A 14,699-nucleotide genomic window follows, 5' to 3' on the forward strand; every position below is an offset into this window, starting at 1 on the left:
AAACTCATAGTTTAATACGCCACACCGCGCGTGTGACGACATGTCATAAACCTCAAGTTACAAATTAAGTTAGTATAAACACCTTGATACACCACAGGTGGTTGTTTCGTGCTTGCCGCGCAACAAGAAGCCGATGCTGTTCCAGGATCGCGCCTTGATGCGTTGTTGGAATGATCTGCAGGTAATAGTTTGCAGGATGAAAGACGGCGGGATGCACCTGCCACTTTCAGGGGGATGGGGCAGGGAAGGCTGTCCTTCAGAACAAGGCCCAACCCAACCTGTAAACTTGACTGGAGGTCAGGAAATGAACATCAAGAGCCTTCTTCTCGGCTCCGCTGCGGCCTTGGTCGCAGTATCGGGTGTGGCCCGCGCGGCCGACGCCATCGTCAACGCCGAGCCCGAGCCGGCTGAATATGTCCGCGTCTGCGACGTCTACGGCAAGGGGTTCTACTACATCCCCGGCACCGAGACCTGCATCAAGGTCGGCGGTTATGTCCGCTACCAGTATAATTTCGATCAGAACGCCACGATCAAGGCCGGCGGTGTCGAGACGGGTGGGGGCTACGATGGCCTCTCCAAGGTTCGTGCCCGCCTGAACTTCGACGTTCGCGAGGAGACCGAGCTCGGCACGCTGCGCGGTTATGTCCGTCTTCAGGCGCAGAACTCGAACGGTGCGGACAGCGCCACGTACCAGATGAAGTTCGGCTACCTTCAGCTCGGCGGCCTCACGGCCGGTCTGTACGACTCTCTCTGGACGTCGGATATTGGTGGCGCGGAAGACGGTCTTCTGACGGATTCGGACCTGGCGCTCGGCGATCGTACGGCGAACCTGGTTTCCTACACCTATGCGATGGACGGACTGACCGGCACGCTGAGCCTGGAAAACCCGGTCTTCTCGAAGGACAATCGTAACGCCGACACCGACGACAGCTTCGACGTCGTCGCCAAGATCGCCTACAGCGCAGGCTGGGGCGGTGCATACGTTGCCGGCGTCTACGACTCCGACGCTGACGTCTATTATGCTCCGGGCCTCAAGCCTGCCAATTCCGAAGAAGGCTATGCCGTCAAGCTCGGCGCCTGGGTCGACGACCTGCTTCTCGCCGACTCGACCTTCAAGGTCGAGGGCCACTACGCTCCGGAAAAGACCGACTTCGCCACGCTGGACACCACCTACGGCTCGCGTAACGCGATCCCGCTGCAGTGGACGGCTGGTGCTGGCTACAGCGTGAAGTTCGGCAAGCTCGGCGTGGCCGTCGCAGGCCGCTACGGCGAGACGTTCGACAGCGTCGTCATTCCGGATGGCAAGGCTCTGGGTGTGGTTGATCTGGTCGGTAACGTCGGCTACGACATCACCAAGAACCTCAACCTGCTGACCGAAGTGACCTACCAGAACATCGAGCAGCCCGCCCAGGGCACGCCGGCTTCTGCCAAGATCACCGAAGACAAGCTCGGCGGTTTCGTCCGTCTGCAGCGCAACTTCTAAACCATGCGGGGCTCACCGGCCCCGTATGTCCAGGACGATGGAAGGCCTCCGGTTCACGCCGGAGGCCTTTTTGTTTACTTGGAGGGTCAAGTTTCGCGTCGAATTTGGGCGTTTCACGTGCAGTCTGCCGCGAAAGCGCCCGAATTATTAACAGGCGGTAAACGCAATCGTGGCGAAATCGCAACAGGGGTGTGACCAACCAGCGTCAGCGACGACAACTAGAGGTTTTACAGATTGCGTCCCAACCAGTGGTAGCTATGTTGGGATTCGAAAGACGGCGGGGGGACGAACCTGCCTCTTTCAAGGGGAAGGGGCAGGGAAGGCTGTCCTTCGTATCAAGGCCCTCCCTATACCTGTGAACTTGACTGGAGGTCAGGAAATGAACATCAAGAGCCTTCTTCTCGGCTCCGCTGCGGCCCTCGTCGCAGTCTCCGGCGCGCGCGCTGCCGACGCCATTGTCATGGTCGAGCCCGAGCCGGTCGAATACGTTCGCGTTTGCGACGTGTACGGCACGGGCTTCTACTACATCCCGGGAACGGAAACCTGCATCAAGACCAGCGGNCTCGTCGCAGTCTCCGGCGCGCGCGCTGCCGACGCCATTGTCATGGTCGAGCCCGAGCCGGTCGAATACGTTCGCGTTTGCGACGTGTACGGCACGGGCTTCTACTACATCCCGGGAACGGAAACCTGCATCAAGACCAGCGGTTACTTGCGTTTCCAGTACAACGTCGCGGGTAGCCCGGCCGGCAACTCCGAGGGTGACGACTACCAGGCTCTGTCCTCGGTTCGTGCCCGTCTGAACCTCGACGTCCGCGAAGAGACCGAACTCGGCACCCTGCGCGCCTACTTCCGTCTGCAGGCTCAGAACACCGGCGCCAGCCCGGAAGACGAGTTCGCGATGGAGCAGGGCTACCTGCAGCTCGGCGGCTTCCTCGCCGGTTACCGCGACACGCTGTGGTCCTCGGACATCGGCGGCATCGAAGACGGTCTGCCGACCGACGACGATCTCCCGATCGGCGACTTCAACACCAACCAGATCTCCTACACCTTCGCGACGGGCGGCTTCGCTGCCACGCTGGGCCTGGAAGACGACGGCACGGGCGACATCGCTCCGGACGTCCACGGCAAGCTCTCCTACACGGGTGCCTGGGGCGGCGTGTTCCTTTCGGCCGTGTACGACGAGACCTTCAACGCTGAAGACGTCGACGATCTGTTCGGTCTCGAGAACGACCTTCCGGCGTTCTTCCCGTTCGTTCCGACCCGCGACGTCGATGGCAGCAACGATGCCTTCGCCCTCAAGGCCGGCCTGACGCTGCAGGACCTTCTGGTTGCCGACTCGACCCTCAAGGTCGACGGTCACTGGGCTTCGGATCCGACGAGCTACGCCGTCATCAGCGGCTTCACGTCGGCCGGCGGCATCCTGCCGAGCAACGCGACGCTTGAGAACCCGACCCCGGGTGCCTTCCCGCTCGTCCTCGAATGGTCGGTCGGCGCCGGTTACTCGCAGAAGTTTAATCGCGTAACGGCTGGTGTTTCGGGCCGCTACGGCGAGACCTTCGACTACGCGTTCTTCGCTCCCGGCATCACGCCTGGCACGGACTATGTTTCGGCTTCGGGCGAGTACTGGGCCGTCGTCGGCGATATCGGTTACGACCTGACCGCCAACATGAACGTCCTGGCCGAAGTGAAGTACCAGAACATCGACTTCGGTGGCGTTGCTTCCGACGATCAGACCTCTGGCTTCCTCCGCTTCCAGCGCAACTTCTAATCGAGGCTACTCGATCCGAAGTGAAGGGGTCCGGCTTTGCCGGGCCCCTTTTCGCGTCCGGCAGGCGATCCTCGCCACTTCGAGACGGGCGACCGACATGCAAAAAGCCCCTCCCGCCATCTGGCGGGAGGGGCTTTCGTTTTGCCCAGGAGGGAGGGTAGGTCTCCGGCGTCAGCCCCGGCGGCCGTTGGTCAGGTCGCTTTCGATCGAGAAGCCGGCGCCGAGCCTGATCTTGTAGACCTGATAATTCTCCATCACGCGCTGCACGTAGTTGCGCGTTTCGGTGAAGGGGATCATCTCGACCCAGTCCACCACCTCGTCTATGGGCTGGCCGCGCGGATCGCCGAAGCGCTGGATCCATTCGCGCGCCCGCCGCGGGCCCGCATTGTACGCCGCGAATGTCAGGACGTAGGAGCCGTTGAAGGCATCGATCTGCTGGCCGAGATATTGCGAGCCGAGTTGCGCATTGTAGGAGACGTCGCTCAAAAGCCGCGCCTCGGAATAGGACATGCCGTTCTGCTGCGCCAGCGAACGGGCCGTGGCAGGCATGAGCTGCAGCAGGCCCAACGCGCCGGCCGGTGATTTGGCGCCGGGGTTGAACGCACTCTCCTGGCGAGCGATGGCGTAGGCAAGCGCCTTTCCAGCTGCCGAAATGCGCGCGCTGTCGGGGATCACGCCCACCGGAAAGGCGAGGGCAGGGGCGTCGACGCCGCGCGCATAGGCGCGCTTGCCGACATCCAGCGACATGGAATGATCTCCTCGCCTTTCAGCGAGAGAGGCGAGCATCGCGAGCTCGCCCGGACTATCCAGCTCGTCGGCCAGCGAACGGTACAATTGTGCCGCACGCCAGTCGGAGCCGATCTCGTGCATGCGCACGAGGGCGCGCACCGCATCCCGGTTCTGGAAGCGCTGGCGGTCCGCATTGCTGGGTCGTGGATAGGCGATGTCGCCTGGCGAGCGGCCAAGCTTGGCCGCGGCGAGCTGGCCGTAATAGGTGGCGCCGTAACGTGCTGCCTGGGCGTAGTAATTGCGCGCATTGCCGGGGCCGCCCGCCTCTGCGGCGCGGCCGAGCCAGTAATAGGCGCGCGATTGGGTGAGCGGGCGGGTCGAAACTTCGGCCACCCGCGCAAAATGGCGGCTCGCGGTTGCCGGGTCGCCAAGCGCCCGCAACGCGTACCATCCGGCATGGAAGTCCGCTTCGACGCGGGCGACGACACCTTGCGCGGAATGACGCGCCGCAAGCTGATAGGCTTCCTTCCGGGCGCCTTGCTCCAGCAGCATGCGGGATATGATCCGCTGTTCGTTCCACCAGCTATCCGGGTCGACCAGTTGTGCCGGATCGCGCGGCGCGTTCATCATGATGCGGGCCGCTTCGCGCACCTTGTTCTGCTTGCGCAGATTCTCGGCCAAGGTGAACATATAGCTTGGGTCGGAATGCTGGTTTGCCGGCACTGCGGCCAGCAGGCGGTCCGCGTTCGCCTCGCCCCGGATGGACGCGGCGCGCGCCCGGAACAGCGTTTCCGAGTTGGCAAGCCCGGCCATGCGTTGCGCGTCACTGACGCGGTTGGCGTAGAGCAGCATGTCCATGCGATACTTGTGGTCTGCCTTGGTGAGCAGCGTCCCGAATGTGCCGAGGACCTTCTGCTCGGTGCCGCGATCCAGCGTTTCGGTGCGCCACAGGGTCTGGATCAGCTGTTTGGCGCGCCCGGCCTGTCCGGTTTCTATATTCGCCCGCGCAAGGGCCATCGTGCCTTCCGGCGTCTGCGGCGCGCTGCTGCCGAAGGCAGCCAGTATCTCGCGGGCAGGGCGGTTTTCGCGGTAGAGCGCCCGTTCCGAATTCTGCCGCAGCGTCTGCATGCCGGGCCAATTCGACAGCTCCTGCATGGCGGCGGCGATCTCGGCAGCCGGCACCTCGCCACCGCCCTTCAGCGCGATCGCCCAGGTAAGGATCTTGTGGTCGAGGGAGTTCGGCGCCATCCCCGCACGGATGGCGCGGGCGCGGGCCATGTTGTTGTGCGTGGCATCCAGCCCTTCCTTGAGGCTGCCGCTGGCAGGCCGCACCGAAGCGCTCCGCGATGTCGCCGCGATGGAAGCGGTGAAGGCGGCTGCAGCCGGTGCGGAAGCTGCCGGCGCGGAAGGCGCCGTTCCCGGAAAGCTCGGAGCCGGCCGCGGCACCGGGGCGCCGAAGCGGCTGTCGTCCATCGGCGCCGACGGAGTGGGCGCCGACGGTGCGGAGCGCAGCGTCGGCATCGGTACGCCCGACGGCAAGGCCGACTGGGCCGCCGCCCCGGTGGCGAACAGGCCGGCAAGCGCGGTTTGAAGAGCTAGCTGGCGGACACGGGAATGCGCGCTCATCGGAACCTTTCGGGTCGGCCGCGTGGCCCTCGGCCCCGCAGACAGATAATGATTAAGCTCCTGAAAACTCTCATGACAAGGTGAAGAGAGAGTAAAGCATGGCATCACGATGGCATCACGCCCCATTCACGCCCGGCGTGACGCTTGTTTAGCCAGTTGCCCTTTATTATGGTGCGCCCAATCGCAACGCATGGGGCCTGGGACCGCCGGTTTCCGCCCCGCGCCGGCGCCCGCTGCCGGGCGGCCCGGCAGAGGAAATGACAGTCATGTTCAAGGGGTCGATGACGGCGCTCGTAACGCCGTTCAACGAAGATGGAAGCCTGGACGAAGCGGGCTTTCGCGCGCTGGTCGACTGGCAGATCGCCGAAGGCAGCCATGGGCTCGTGCCAGTCGGCACGACCGGCGAAAGCCCCACGCTGACCCATGCCGAACACAAGCGCGTCGTGGAAATCTGCGTCGAGGTGGCTGCCGGCCGGGTGCCGGTGATGGCGGGCGCAGGCTCCAACAACACGGTCGAGGCTGTGGATCTCGCGCGATTCGCGCAAGGGGCGGGCGCCGATGGCGTACTCGTCGTCACACCCTATTACAACAAGCCGAACCAGCGCGGCCTCTATGCCCACTACGCCGCGATCGCTCGCGCGGTCGACCTGCCCATCGTCATATACAACATTCCGCCGCGCTCCATCATCGACATGAGCGTGGACACGATGGCGCGTCTGGCGAAGGAGTTTCCCAACATCGTCGGCGTCAAGGATGCGACGGCGAAGATCGATCGCGTCTCGGAGCAGCGGCAGGCGATCGGCCCGGATTTCATCCAGCTTTCGGGCGAGGACGCGACGGCGCTCGGCTTCAACGCCCATGGCGGCCATGGCTGCATATCGGTGACGGCCAATGTCGCGCCACGCCTCTGCGCGCAATTCCAGACAGCGTGCCTGGCCGGGGATTTCGCCACGGCGTTGACCTACCAGGACAAGCTGATGCCGCTCCACAAGGCGATGTTCCTCGAGCCGAATCCGGGCGGCCCCAAATACGCCCTGGAGCGGCTGGGCAAGATCCGCAACAATCTGCGTTCGCCGCTGCTGCCGATCGAGCGGCAGACGGAAGAGGCCATCGACGCCGCATTGCGCCACGCCGGTCTCATCAACTGATTTGACCCGTTCTGGCCAGGACCCCATTTGAATACGAGACGCAACACATGCGGGGCCGGCATTGCCGGCCCTTTTCAGGACTGAAGCGAGATATGGTCAAGGCGAAGGAACAGAGATCGAATATCGTGGCTGAAAACCGCAAGGCTCGGTTTCACTACGAGATCATGGATACGCTCGAGGCCGGCCTCGTCCTGACGGGAACGGAAGTCAAGTCGCTGCGGCTGGGCAAGGCCACCATCGCGGAATCCTACGCGACGGAGGAGGGCGGCGAAATCTGGCTCATCAACTCCTTCGTGCCCGAATATCTCCAGGCCAACCGGTTCAATCATGAGCCGAAGCGACGCCGCAAGCTGCTCGTCCACAAGACGCAGCGCAACCGGCTGGCCGGCGCCGTGCAGCGCGACGGCATGACGCTGGTGCCCCTGCGGATCTACTTCAACGATCGCGGGATGGCCAAGCTGGAGCTGGCCGTTGCACGAGGCAAGAACGCCCCCGACAAGCGCGAGACCATCAAGGAGCGCGACTGGAACCGCCAGAAGCAGCGCCTGATGAAGCAGGCGCGCGCGGAGTGACCGCTCCGGTCTGATCGAGCGCGAAGCGCGCCTTGGCGAAGACCGCGTGGAACATCTCTTCCGTCAGGCGCCCGGTGTTGGTGTTGTAGCGGGAGCAGTGGTAGCTCGACACGATCGTGTACGGGCCCACCTTCGTCGAGCCGCCATGCGAGAACGGTGCGTCTGCCAGCCGCGTGCCGAGGGCCCGAAGCGTCGTTTCATGTGCGATGCGTCCCAGCGTCACGATGACCCGCAGGTTGGGCATCGCCGACACCACCGGCATCAGGAAGCGACGGCAATTGTTGATTTCCGGCCCGGTCGGCTTGTTCTGCGGTGGAACGCAGCGCACGCCGTTGGCGATGGCGGCCTCCACCAGTTCCAGGCTGTCGTCCGGGCGGGCCTCGAAGGTGCCCCGCGCAAAGCCGAACGTCTTCAATGTGGAATAGAGCAGGTCGCCCGCATAATCGCCGGTGAACGGGCGTCCCGTACGGTTTGCGCCCCTCAGGCCGGGCGCGAGGCCGGATACCAGCAGGCGGACCGATGTTGCCCCGTCCACCGGCATGAAAGGGGGAACCGGTGCGTTGAACCATGTCGGCTCGCGTGCCTGCCACTCGTGCCGGAAGGCGGCGAGGCGCGGGCAGATGGGGCAGTCCGGCGCCGGATGCGCGGCGGCGGGCAGGTCGTCCGGCTGCACGGAGCGCTCAGTCGGCGTCGTCGTCGAGATCGGCTTCCGCCTCGGCGCGGCGCGCCAGCCGGGCCTCTCGCTCGGCCGGATTGCGGCCGATTTCGGCGCGCAGCGAATTCAGGTCGATGAAGTGGTCGGCATGGCGGCGCAGATCGTCCGAGACCATCGGCGGATTGGATACCAGCGTCGACACGACGGAGACCTTGCGTCCCTTGCGCTGCAGCGCCGCCACCAGCGACCGGAAGTCTCCGTCGCCGGAAAACAGCACGAAATGGTCCACCGTCTCCACCAGCTCCATGGCGTTGAGCGCCAGCTCGATGTCCATGTTGCCCTTGATCTTGCGGCGCCCCGTGGAATCGGTGAACTCGCGCGCCGGCTTCGTCACGACCTTGTAGCCATTGTAGTCGAGCCAGTCGACGAGCGGCCGGATGGACGAATATTCCTGATCTTCCACCAGCGCCGTATAGTAATAAGCGCGGAGCAGGTATCCCCGCTTCTGGAAGGCGACCAAGAGCTTCTTGTAGTCGATATCGAATCCGAGGTTGCGGGAGGTGGCGTAAAGGTTGGCGCCATCGATGAAAAGAGCGATCTTTTCGCGGGAGTCGAATACGTGCATAAGACCTTCGTCATGAAAATGTCTTGGTTGAAATCTTTGCTGCGTCCGGCGCCCATGTGCGCATGGACTGCCGAAAGCGTCTGAACGATAGCTGTTTATACGTCGCTTGCCAACTGCATCGTTGACTTGTCAACAAGCACGGATTAGCGGGGTTTTTGCGCCGCGATGCGGCGTGCCCTTGTATTGCCGTTGTCAAGCCGTTAAAGGGTGCAGCTTCAACCCGTAAATCCCCTTGATCGAGGAGACAGGCATGGCCCGCGTCACCGTAGAAGATTGCGTCGACAAGGTCGAGAACCGCTTCGAACTCGTCCTGCTTGCCAGTCACCGCGCACGCCAGATTTCGCAGGGTCAGCCGATCACGGTCGACCGCGACAACGACAAGAACCCCGTCGTCGCCCTGCGCGAGATCGCCGACGAGACCTTGTCGCCCGGCGACCTGAAGGAAGATCTCATCCATTCGCTGCAGAAGCACGTCGAAGTGGACGAGCCGGAGGCGGCTGCCCCCGCGCCGGGCACGCAGGCCCAGCCGGTCATCGCCGAGGCCGATGCCGACGAAATCGAGACGATCACCTTCGACCGCATGTCCGAGGACGATCTGCTGGCCGGTATCGAGGGCCTCGTCCCACCCGAGAAGAACGACGACTACTGATAGGGTTCCAGCGCCGGATTACGCTCGATCGGGGCTTTCGGCGCGTCCCGGAACGAACCTATATGGAGGAGGGCGCGGCCGGCACGTTCGGCGCGCCCTCTTTATCGTCGCCAGCTTCACGGAAATGCGCCTGCCATGATGCGCCAGTATGAACTCGTCGAACGTGTCGCGGCCTACAAGCCGGATCTCGACGAGGCGTTGCTGAACAGGGCCTATGTCTATGCCATGCAGAAGCATGGATCGCAGAAGCGCGCCAGCGGCGACCCCTATTTCTCGCATCCGCTGGAAGTTGCGGCCATCCTGACCGATCTTCACCTAGACGAGGCCACCATCGCCGTGGCCCTGCTGCACGACACGATCGAGGATACCGACGCCACCCGCAAGGAGATCGACCAGCTTTTCGGCTCCAAGATCGGCCAGCTGGTCGAGGGACTGACCAAGCTCAAGCGGCTGGAGCTGGTCAGCAAGAAGGCCGAGCAGGCCGAGAACCTGCGCAAGCTTCTGCTGGCCATCGCGGACGATATCCGCGTGCTGCTGGTGAAGCTTGCCGATCGTCTCCACAACATGCGTACGCTGGGCGTCATGCGGCCCGAGAAGCGCGCCCGCATCGCGCAGGAGACGATGGACATCTATGCGCCGCTGGCCGGCCGCATGGGCATGCAGGACATGCGGGAGGAACTCGAGAACCTTTCGTTCAGGCACCTCAATCTCGAAGCCTACGAGACGGTCACCGCACGGCTGGAGGAGTTGAAGGAAAGGCACGCCGGGACCATCGACGAGATCGAGCGCGTGCTGTCGGACAAGCTGGCGGAAAACGGCATCGAGGCCGATGTGTCCGGCCGGCAGAAGAAGCCTTATTCCGTCTTCTCCAAGATGCAGCGCAAGGCCCTGTCGCTGGAGCAGCTTTCGGATATATTCGGCTTCCGCGTCCTGGTCGAGACGGAAGAGGATTGCTACCGCACCCTCGGCATAGTCCATCGCACCTGGCCGATGGTGCCGGGCCGCTTCAAGGACTACATCTCGATACCCAAGCAGAACGGCTACCGCTCCCTGCATACGACCATCGTCGGCCCCTCTCGCCAGCGCGTGGAGCTTCAGATCCGCACGCGCGCGATGCACGACATCGCCGAGTACGGGATCGCCGCGCACGAACTCTACAAGGACGGCATCGACGGCGACGAGCAGGACATGCGGCTGTCGAACGAGTCCAGCGCCTATGCCTGGCTGCGTCGCACCATCGAGCTGCTCAACCAGGGCGACACGCCGGAAGAGTTCCTGGAAAACACCAAGCTCGAGCTGTTCCAGGATCAGGTCTTCTGCTTCACCCCGAAAGGTCGGCTCATCTCGCTGCCGCGCGGCGCGACGCCCATCGACTTCGCCTATGCGGTGCACACCGATGTCGGGGATACCTGCGTCGGCTGCAAGATCGACGGCCGCATCATGCCGCTCGTGACCGAACTGGCCAATGGCGACGAAGTGGAGATCATCCGCTCCAAGGCCGCCACGCCGCCGCAGGCCTGGGAATCCATAGCCGTCACAGGCAAGGCGCGCGCCGCCATTCGCCGCGCGACGCGGCTGGCGATCCGCAAGCAATATTCCGGCCTCGGCCAGCAGATCCTGGAACGCAGCTTCCAGCGCGCCGGCAAGAGCTTCTCCCGCGACGGGCTCAAGCCCTATCTCGGCAAGCTGGGGCACAAGGACGTCGAGGATGCGCTCGCGGCTGTCGGACGCGGCGAGATCGCCTCGGCCGACGTGTTGCGGGCCGTGCATCCCGATTTCCAGGATACCCGCGCCGCGCGCCACGGCGTCAAGTCCGACGAACGCGGATGGTTCAGCCTCCGCAGCGCCACCGGAATGATCTTCCGCATTCCCGGCGAGGGCGGGGAAGGCGAGGCCAATGGCGGCGCGATTCCCATCCGGGGCGTGGCGGACGACATGCCCGTGCATTTCGGCCCGGACGGGGCCGTGCCGGGAGACCGCATCATCGGCATCATGGAGCCGGGCAAGGGCATCACGATCTATCCCATCCAGTCGCCGGCCCTGGCCGCCTTCGAGGACGAGCCGGAGCGCTGGGTGGACATCCGCTGGGATCTCGACGCGGAGATGACCATGCGCTTTCCGGCCCGGATCCGGATATCGGCCTTGAACGAGCCCGGCGCGCTTGCCGAGATCGCCGAGACGACGGCCTTGAACGACGCCAATATCAGCGGGCTCGAAACGGTGTCCTCGGCTCCGGATATCGCTGTCATGCTGATCGACCTTGAGGTATGGAACCTCCAGCATCTCAATCGGACGTTAAACCAGTTGCGCGGCAAGGCCTGCGTGACCGACGTCGTCCGCGTGAACGGCTGAGACGGCAACAGGAACAGGCAGGAACTCCCGTGGATCAGTCCGAAGTCATCGACATCTTCCGCAAGGCGGGCGCCTATCTGGAAGGGCATTTCATCCTGACCTCCGGCCTGCGGAGTCCGATCTTCCTGCAGAAGGCGCGCGTCTTCATGCATCCGGACCTGACGGAGCGCCTCTGCCGCGCGCTGGCAGACAAGATTCGCGCGGCGGTGCCGGAAAAGATCGACTATATCGTCGGCCCCGCCGTGGGCGGCCTGATCCCCGCCTACGAGACGTCGCGCCATCTCGGCCCGCCCGCCATCTACGTCGAGCGCGAGAACGGCCGTTTCCGGCTGCGCCGCTTCGAGGTGGCGCCCGGCGCCCGGGTCGTCATCGTGGAGGACATCGTCTCCACCGGACTGTCGATCCGCGAGACGATCGCAGCGCTGCAGGAAATCGGCGTCGAGGTGGTTGCCGCCGCCTGCGTCATCGACCGGTCGGCCGGCAAGGTGGATGTGGGCGTGCCGCTGATCGCACTGGCGCAATACGAGGTGCCGGCCTATCCGGTCGACGCCCTGCCGCCCGAGCTTGCCGCGATCCCGCCGGTCAAGCCCGGCAGCCGGTCTCTCTAGGTCGCCCGTCCATGCTGTTCCGCCGCCGCAAGCCCGAAACGCTCCGAGGCAGGCTGAGGCTCTTCCTCTGGCCACGGCGGTCGTGGGGCCGGTCCTTGAGCTATTTCAAGAAGCGGGTCCTGCGGCTCAAGGCGACGCCGCACGCCATAGCGGCCGGCTTTTCGGCCGGCGTCTTCGCCGCGTTCAGCCCCATCCTCGGCGGGCATATCCTGATGGCGCTGGCCATCGCCTACTGCATCTCCGGCAACATGGCTGCGGCGGCGTTGGGCACGGCGGTCGCCAATCCGCTGACGTTCCCCATGATCTGGGCCGGCACCTACGAGGTCGGCCGGCTGCTGATCGGGGCGCCGGGCGGCGAGGGCGCACGCAAGGGCATCGGCGAGGCCCTGTCTTCCATGGATGTCGCGGCCATATGGAAGCCCTATCTCGAACCCATGCTGATCGGATCGCTGATCCTGGGCGCGCTTTTCGGGGTGATGGCCTACTTCATTCTCTACACCGCGGTAAAAGGCTACCAGGCGAACCGTCGAAAGGGAGGAACGGGGCAGGCATGATCATCGGCATCGGCAGCGACCTGATCGACATCCGCCGCGTGGAGGCGACGCTGGCGCGCCATGGCGCGCGTTTCGAGGCACGCGTCTTTACCGAAGTCGAACGCCGCAAGTCGGACGGGCGAACACTGAGGGCGGCTTCCTACGCCAAGCGCTTCGCCGCCAAGGAGGCCTGCGCGAAGGCGCTGGGCACGGGGCTGTCGCGGGGCGTCTTCTGGCGCGACATGGGCGTCGTCAACGCGCCATCCGGCAAGCCCACGATGCAGTTGACGGGCGGGGCGGCCGAACGCCTGGCCAGCCTGCTGCCGGACGGGATGAAAGCGGCCATCCACCTGACCATCACGGACGATTATCCGCTGGCGCAGGCCTTCGTGATCATCGAGGCGCTGCCGACCCGATGACCGCCAGCCGATTGCCCTGAAACCGACAACACTTTAGAGCATGGGAAAATTCTGCGACACGGCGGAGGATTCCGCCCCCTGCACACGATGTATCGAGGAAAACCCAGATGGCTGAACGGGCCGCAAAAAAGGAATCGTCCAGCTTCGTCGAGGTGGTCATCGCCGTCGTCCAGGCGGTCGCGCTGGCGCTCGTCATCCGCACGGTGCTGGTCCAGCCATTTTCGATTCCATCCGGCTCCATGATCCCGACGCTCTTGGTCGGCGATTACGTACTCGTCACCAAATGGAGCTACGGCTACTCGAAATACTCCCTTCCTTTCTCGCCCAACCTGTTCGATGGCCGCATCCTGGCTTCCGAGCCGGAGCGTGGCGACGTCATCGTATTCCGCAAGCCATCGGACACGGATGTCGATTTCATCAAGCGCCTGATCGGCCTGCCGGGCGACAGGGTGCAGATGCGCGACGGCGTGCTCTACATCAACGGCGTCGCCGTACCGAAGGAGCCAGCAGGCTTCTTCATCGAGGCGAACGGCATCGAGGTGCCGCAATATCGCGAGACGCTGCCCAACGGCGTCAGCTACATGACGCTCGACAAGACGACGACCATGGCCGACAACACCCGTGAATTCGTGGTGCCTGCCGGCCATTACTTCATGATGGGCGACAACCGGGACAATTCCGACGACAGCCGCGGCAGCGTCGGTTATGTGCCTTTCGAAAACCTCGTCGGCAAGGCGCAGATCATCTTCTTCTCGCTCGATGGCGACTGGGCGCTGAAATTCTGGCGCTGGCCGTCCGACCTGCGGATCGAACGTTTCTTCACATGGCTGAGCTGACCCAAAGCCTTCACGGGCTGGAAAAACTGATCGGGCTGTCCTTCAAGGACCGCCATCGGCTGGAACTCGCCCTCACGCATTCCAGCCTCAAGCAGGGGCGGGACGACGCCAATTACGAGCGTATGGAATTCCTGGGCGACAGGGTTCTCGGCCTTGCCATCGCGGAGCGCCTGTTCGTCGAATTTCCGAGCGCTCCGGAGGGCGAACTTTCGGTGCGGCTGAACATGCTCGTCTCTGCGGAGACATGCGCGGCCATCGCCGACGAACTCGACCTTGCGCGGTACATCCGCCACGGCGGCGAGTTGAAGAAGCTGGCGGCGCAACGCACGCGCAACATCCGTGCCGACGTGGTGGAGGCGTTGATCGCCGCCATCTACCTGGAGCATGGCTATGGCGCGGCGCGGGATTTCGTGATGAAGCATTGGAGCAGCCGCATCACGGCGCCCGCCTCGGCGCGGCGCGATCCCAAGACCGAACTTCAGGAATGGGCACACCAGAAGGTCGGCAGGCCGCCGGCCTATGCGCTGATCGACCGGAGCGGGCCGGACCACGAGCCGCTCTTCACCGTGTCAGCCAGCATAGACGGCATCGCTCCGGCCACCGGCAAGGGGCGGTCGAAGCGGCAGGCCGAGACGGCGGCCGCCGAAATCATCCTGCGCCGCGAAGGCGTCTGGCCCAAAGGCTGATCGCAGCCCC

Annotated in this window: 15 protein-coding genes; 12 read left to right on the top strand and 3 right to left on the bottom strand. The window is 64.2% G+C overall.

All coding sequences use genetic code 11. From position 1 onward, the window contains the following. Positions 1–304 precede the first annotated feature (304 nt). Positions 305–1,483, top strand: coding sequence for a porin (locus tag NDN16_RS15810; protein ID WP_251114432.1), 1,179 nt, complete (start codon positions 305–307; stop codon positions 1,481–1,483). Positions 1,484–1,862: 379 nt separating this feature from the next. Then, positions 1,863–3,251 (top strand): porin, encoded by a 1,389-nt coding sequence (locus tag NDN16_RS15815; RefSeq protein ID WP_251114433.1) that lies wholly within the window; start codon positions 1,863–1,865, stop codon positions 3,249–3,251. Positions 3,252–3,422: 171 nt separating this feature from the next. Here NDN16_RS15815 and NDN16_RS15820 read toward each other — a convergent pair whose 3' ends face one another. Next, the gene (locus NDN16_RS15820) at positions 3,423–5,312 is read right to left on the bottom strand and encodes a lytic transglycosylase domain-containing protein (RefSeq protein WP_251114434.1); all 1,890 of its coding nucleotides are present in this window, start codon (positions 5,310–5,312) and stop codon (positions 3,423–3,425) included. Here NDN16_RS15820 and NDN16_RS15825 point away from each other — a divergent pair. The 3 genes from NDN16_RS15825 (at position 5,287) to smpB (ending at position 7,326) form a co-directional block, all read left to right on the top strand. Beyond that, positions 5,287–5,571 carry a hypothetical protein gene (locus NDN16_RS15825; protein ID WP_251114435.1) on the top strand — a complete coding sequence of 95 codons (285 nt, stop codon included), beginning with the start codon at positions 5,287–5,289 and terminating at the stop codon, positions 5,569–5,571. The two genes, NDN16_RS15820 and NDN16_RS15825, sit on opposite strands and share 26 nt — an antisense overlap. A 301-nt stretch (positions 5,572–5,872) precedes the next feature. Then, complete coding sequence (gene dapA / locus NDN16_RS15830; protein WP_251114436.1) at positions 5,873–6,754, top strand: 4-hydroxy-tetrahydrodipicolinate synthase; 882 nt, start codon at positions 5,873–5,875, stop codon at positions 6,752–6,754. Between the two features lie 92 nt (positions 6,755–6,846). Further along, on the top strand, positions 6,847–7,326 hold the full coding sequence (smpB, locus tag NDN16_RS15835) for an SsrA-binding protein SmpB (RefSeq protein WP_251114437.1): 480 nt from the start codon (positions 6,847–6,849) through the stop codon (positions 7,324–7,326). Here smpB and NDN16_RS15840 read toward each other — a convergent pair. Together NDN16_RS15840 and NDN16_RS15845 are read right to left on the bottom strand one after the other, a co-directional pair. Continuing rightward, positions 7,265–7,999, bottom strand: coding sequence for a uracil-DNA glycosylase (locus tag NDN16_RS15840; protein WP_251114438.1), 735 nt, complete (start codon positions 7,997–7,999; stop codon positions 7,265–7,267). The genes smpB and NDN16_RS15840 overlap by 62 nt on opposite strands. 7 nt (positions 8,000–8,006) lie before the next feature. Next, positions 8,007–8,606: an NYN domain-containing protein gene (locus tag NDN16_RS15845; protein WP_251114439.1), complete on the bottom strand. Its 600-nt coding sequence runs from the start codon at positions 8,604–8,606 to the stop codon at positions 8,007–8,009. A gap of 250 nt (positions 8,607–8,856) precedes the next feature. Between NDN16_RS15845 and rpoZ the strand changes: the two genes are divergently transcribed. The 7 genes from rpoZ to rnc all read left to right on the top strand — a co-directional run bounded on the left by rpoZ (position 8,857) and on the right by rnc (position 14,689). Continuing rightward, entirely contained in the window at positions 8,857–9,255 is a 399-nt protein-coding gene (gene rpoZ / locus NDN16_RS15850; protein ID WP_251114440.1) for a DNA-directed RNA polymerase subunit omega, read from the top strand. 135 nt (positions 9,256–9,390) lie between these two features. Then, positions 9,391–11,607 (top strand): RelA/SpoT family protein, encoded by a 2,217-nt coding sequence (locus NDN16_RS15855; protein ID WP_251114441.1) that lies wholly within the window; start codon positions 9,391–9,393, stop codon positions 11,605–11,607. Positions 11,608–11,636: 29 nt separating this feature from the next. Then, positions 11,637–12,215, top strand: coding sequence for an orotate phosphoribosyltransferase (gene pyrE, locus NDN16_RS15860; RefSeq protein ID WP_251114442.1), 579 nt, complete (start codon positions 11,637–11,639; stop codon positions 12,213–12,215). Positions 12,216–12,310: 95 nt separating this feature from the next. After that, the gene (locus NDN16_RS15865; RefSeq protein WP_251114443.1) at positions 12,311–12,769 is read left to right on the top strand and encodes a DUF2062 domain-containing protein; all 459 of its coding nucleotides are present in this window, start codon (positions 12,311–12,313) and stop codon (positions 12,767–12,769) included. Then, entirely contained in the window at positions 12,766–13,167 is a 402-nt protein-coding gene (gene acpS / locus NDN16_RS15870; protein ID WP_251114444.1) for a holo-ACP synthase, read from the top strand. The genes NDN16_RS15865 and acpS overlap by 4 nt, the downstream gene beginning before the upstream one ends. A 107-nt stretch (positions 13,168–13,274) precedes the next feature. Next, a complete protein-coding gene (gene lepB / locus NDN16_RS15875) occupies positions 13,275–14,003 on the top strand; it encodes a signal peptidase I (RefSeq protein ID WP_251114445.1) in 729 nt (242 codons plus the stop codon). Continuing rightward, positions 13,991–14,689, top strand: coding sequence for a ribonuclease III (rnc, locus tag NDN16_RS15880; RefSeq protein ID WP_251114446.1), 699 nt, complete (start codon positions 13,991–13,993; stop codon positions 14,687–14,689). The genes lepB and rnc overlap by 13 nt, the downstream gene beginning before the upstream one ends. Positions 14,690–14,699 lie beyond the last annotated feature (10 nt).

This window comes from Aureimonas altamirensis, from assembly GCF_023702225.1.
Classification (GTDB): Bacteria; Pseudomonadota; Alphaproteobacteria; order Rhizobiales; family Rhizobiaceae; genus Aureimonas; species Aureimonas altamirensis_B.

Bases quoted from the DNA above. Each gene is read 5' to 3' on its own strand.
- NDN16_RS15810 (WP_251114432.1), top strand. From the start codon at position 305: ATGAACATCAAGAGCCTTCTTCTCGGCTCCGCTGCGGCCTTGGTCGCA.
- dapA (WP_251114436.1), top strand. From the start codon at position 5,873: ATGTTCAAGGGGTCGATGACGGCGCTCGTAACGCCGTTCAACGAAGAT.
- smpB (WP_251114437.1), top strand. From the start codon at position 6,847: ATGGTCAAGGCGAAGGAACAGAGATCGAATATCGTGGCTGAAAACCGC.
- NDN16_RS15845 (WP_251114439.1), bottom strand. From the start codon at position 8,606: ATGCACGTATTCGACTCCCGCGAAAAGATCGCTCTTTTCATCGATGGC.
- rpoZ (WP_251114440.1), top strand. From the start codon at position 8,857: ATGGCCCGCGTCACCGTAGAAGATTGCGTCGACAAGGTCGAGAACCGC.
- NDN16_RS15855 (WP_251114441.1), top strand. From the start codon at position 9,391: ATGATGCGCCAGTATGAACTCGTCGAACGTGTCGCGGCCTACAAGCCG.
- acpS (WP_251114444.1), top strand. From the start codon at position 12,766: ATGATCATCGGCATCGGCAGCGACCTGATCGACATCCGCCGCGTGGAG.
- lepB (WP_251114445.1), top strand. From the start codon at position 13,275: ATGGCTGAACGGGCCGCAAAAAAGGAATCGTCCAGCTTCGTCGAGGTG.
- rnc (WP_251114446.1), top strand. From the start codon at position 13,991: ATGGCTGAGCTGACCCAAAGCCTTCACGGGCTGGAAAAACTGATCGGG.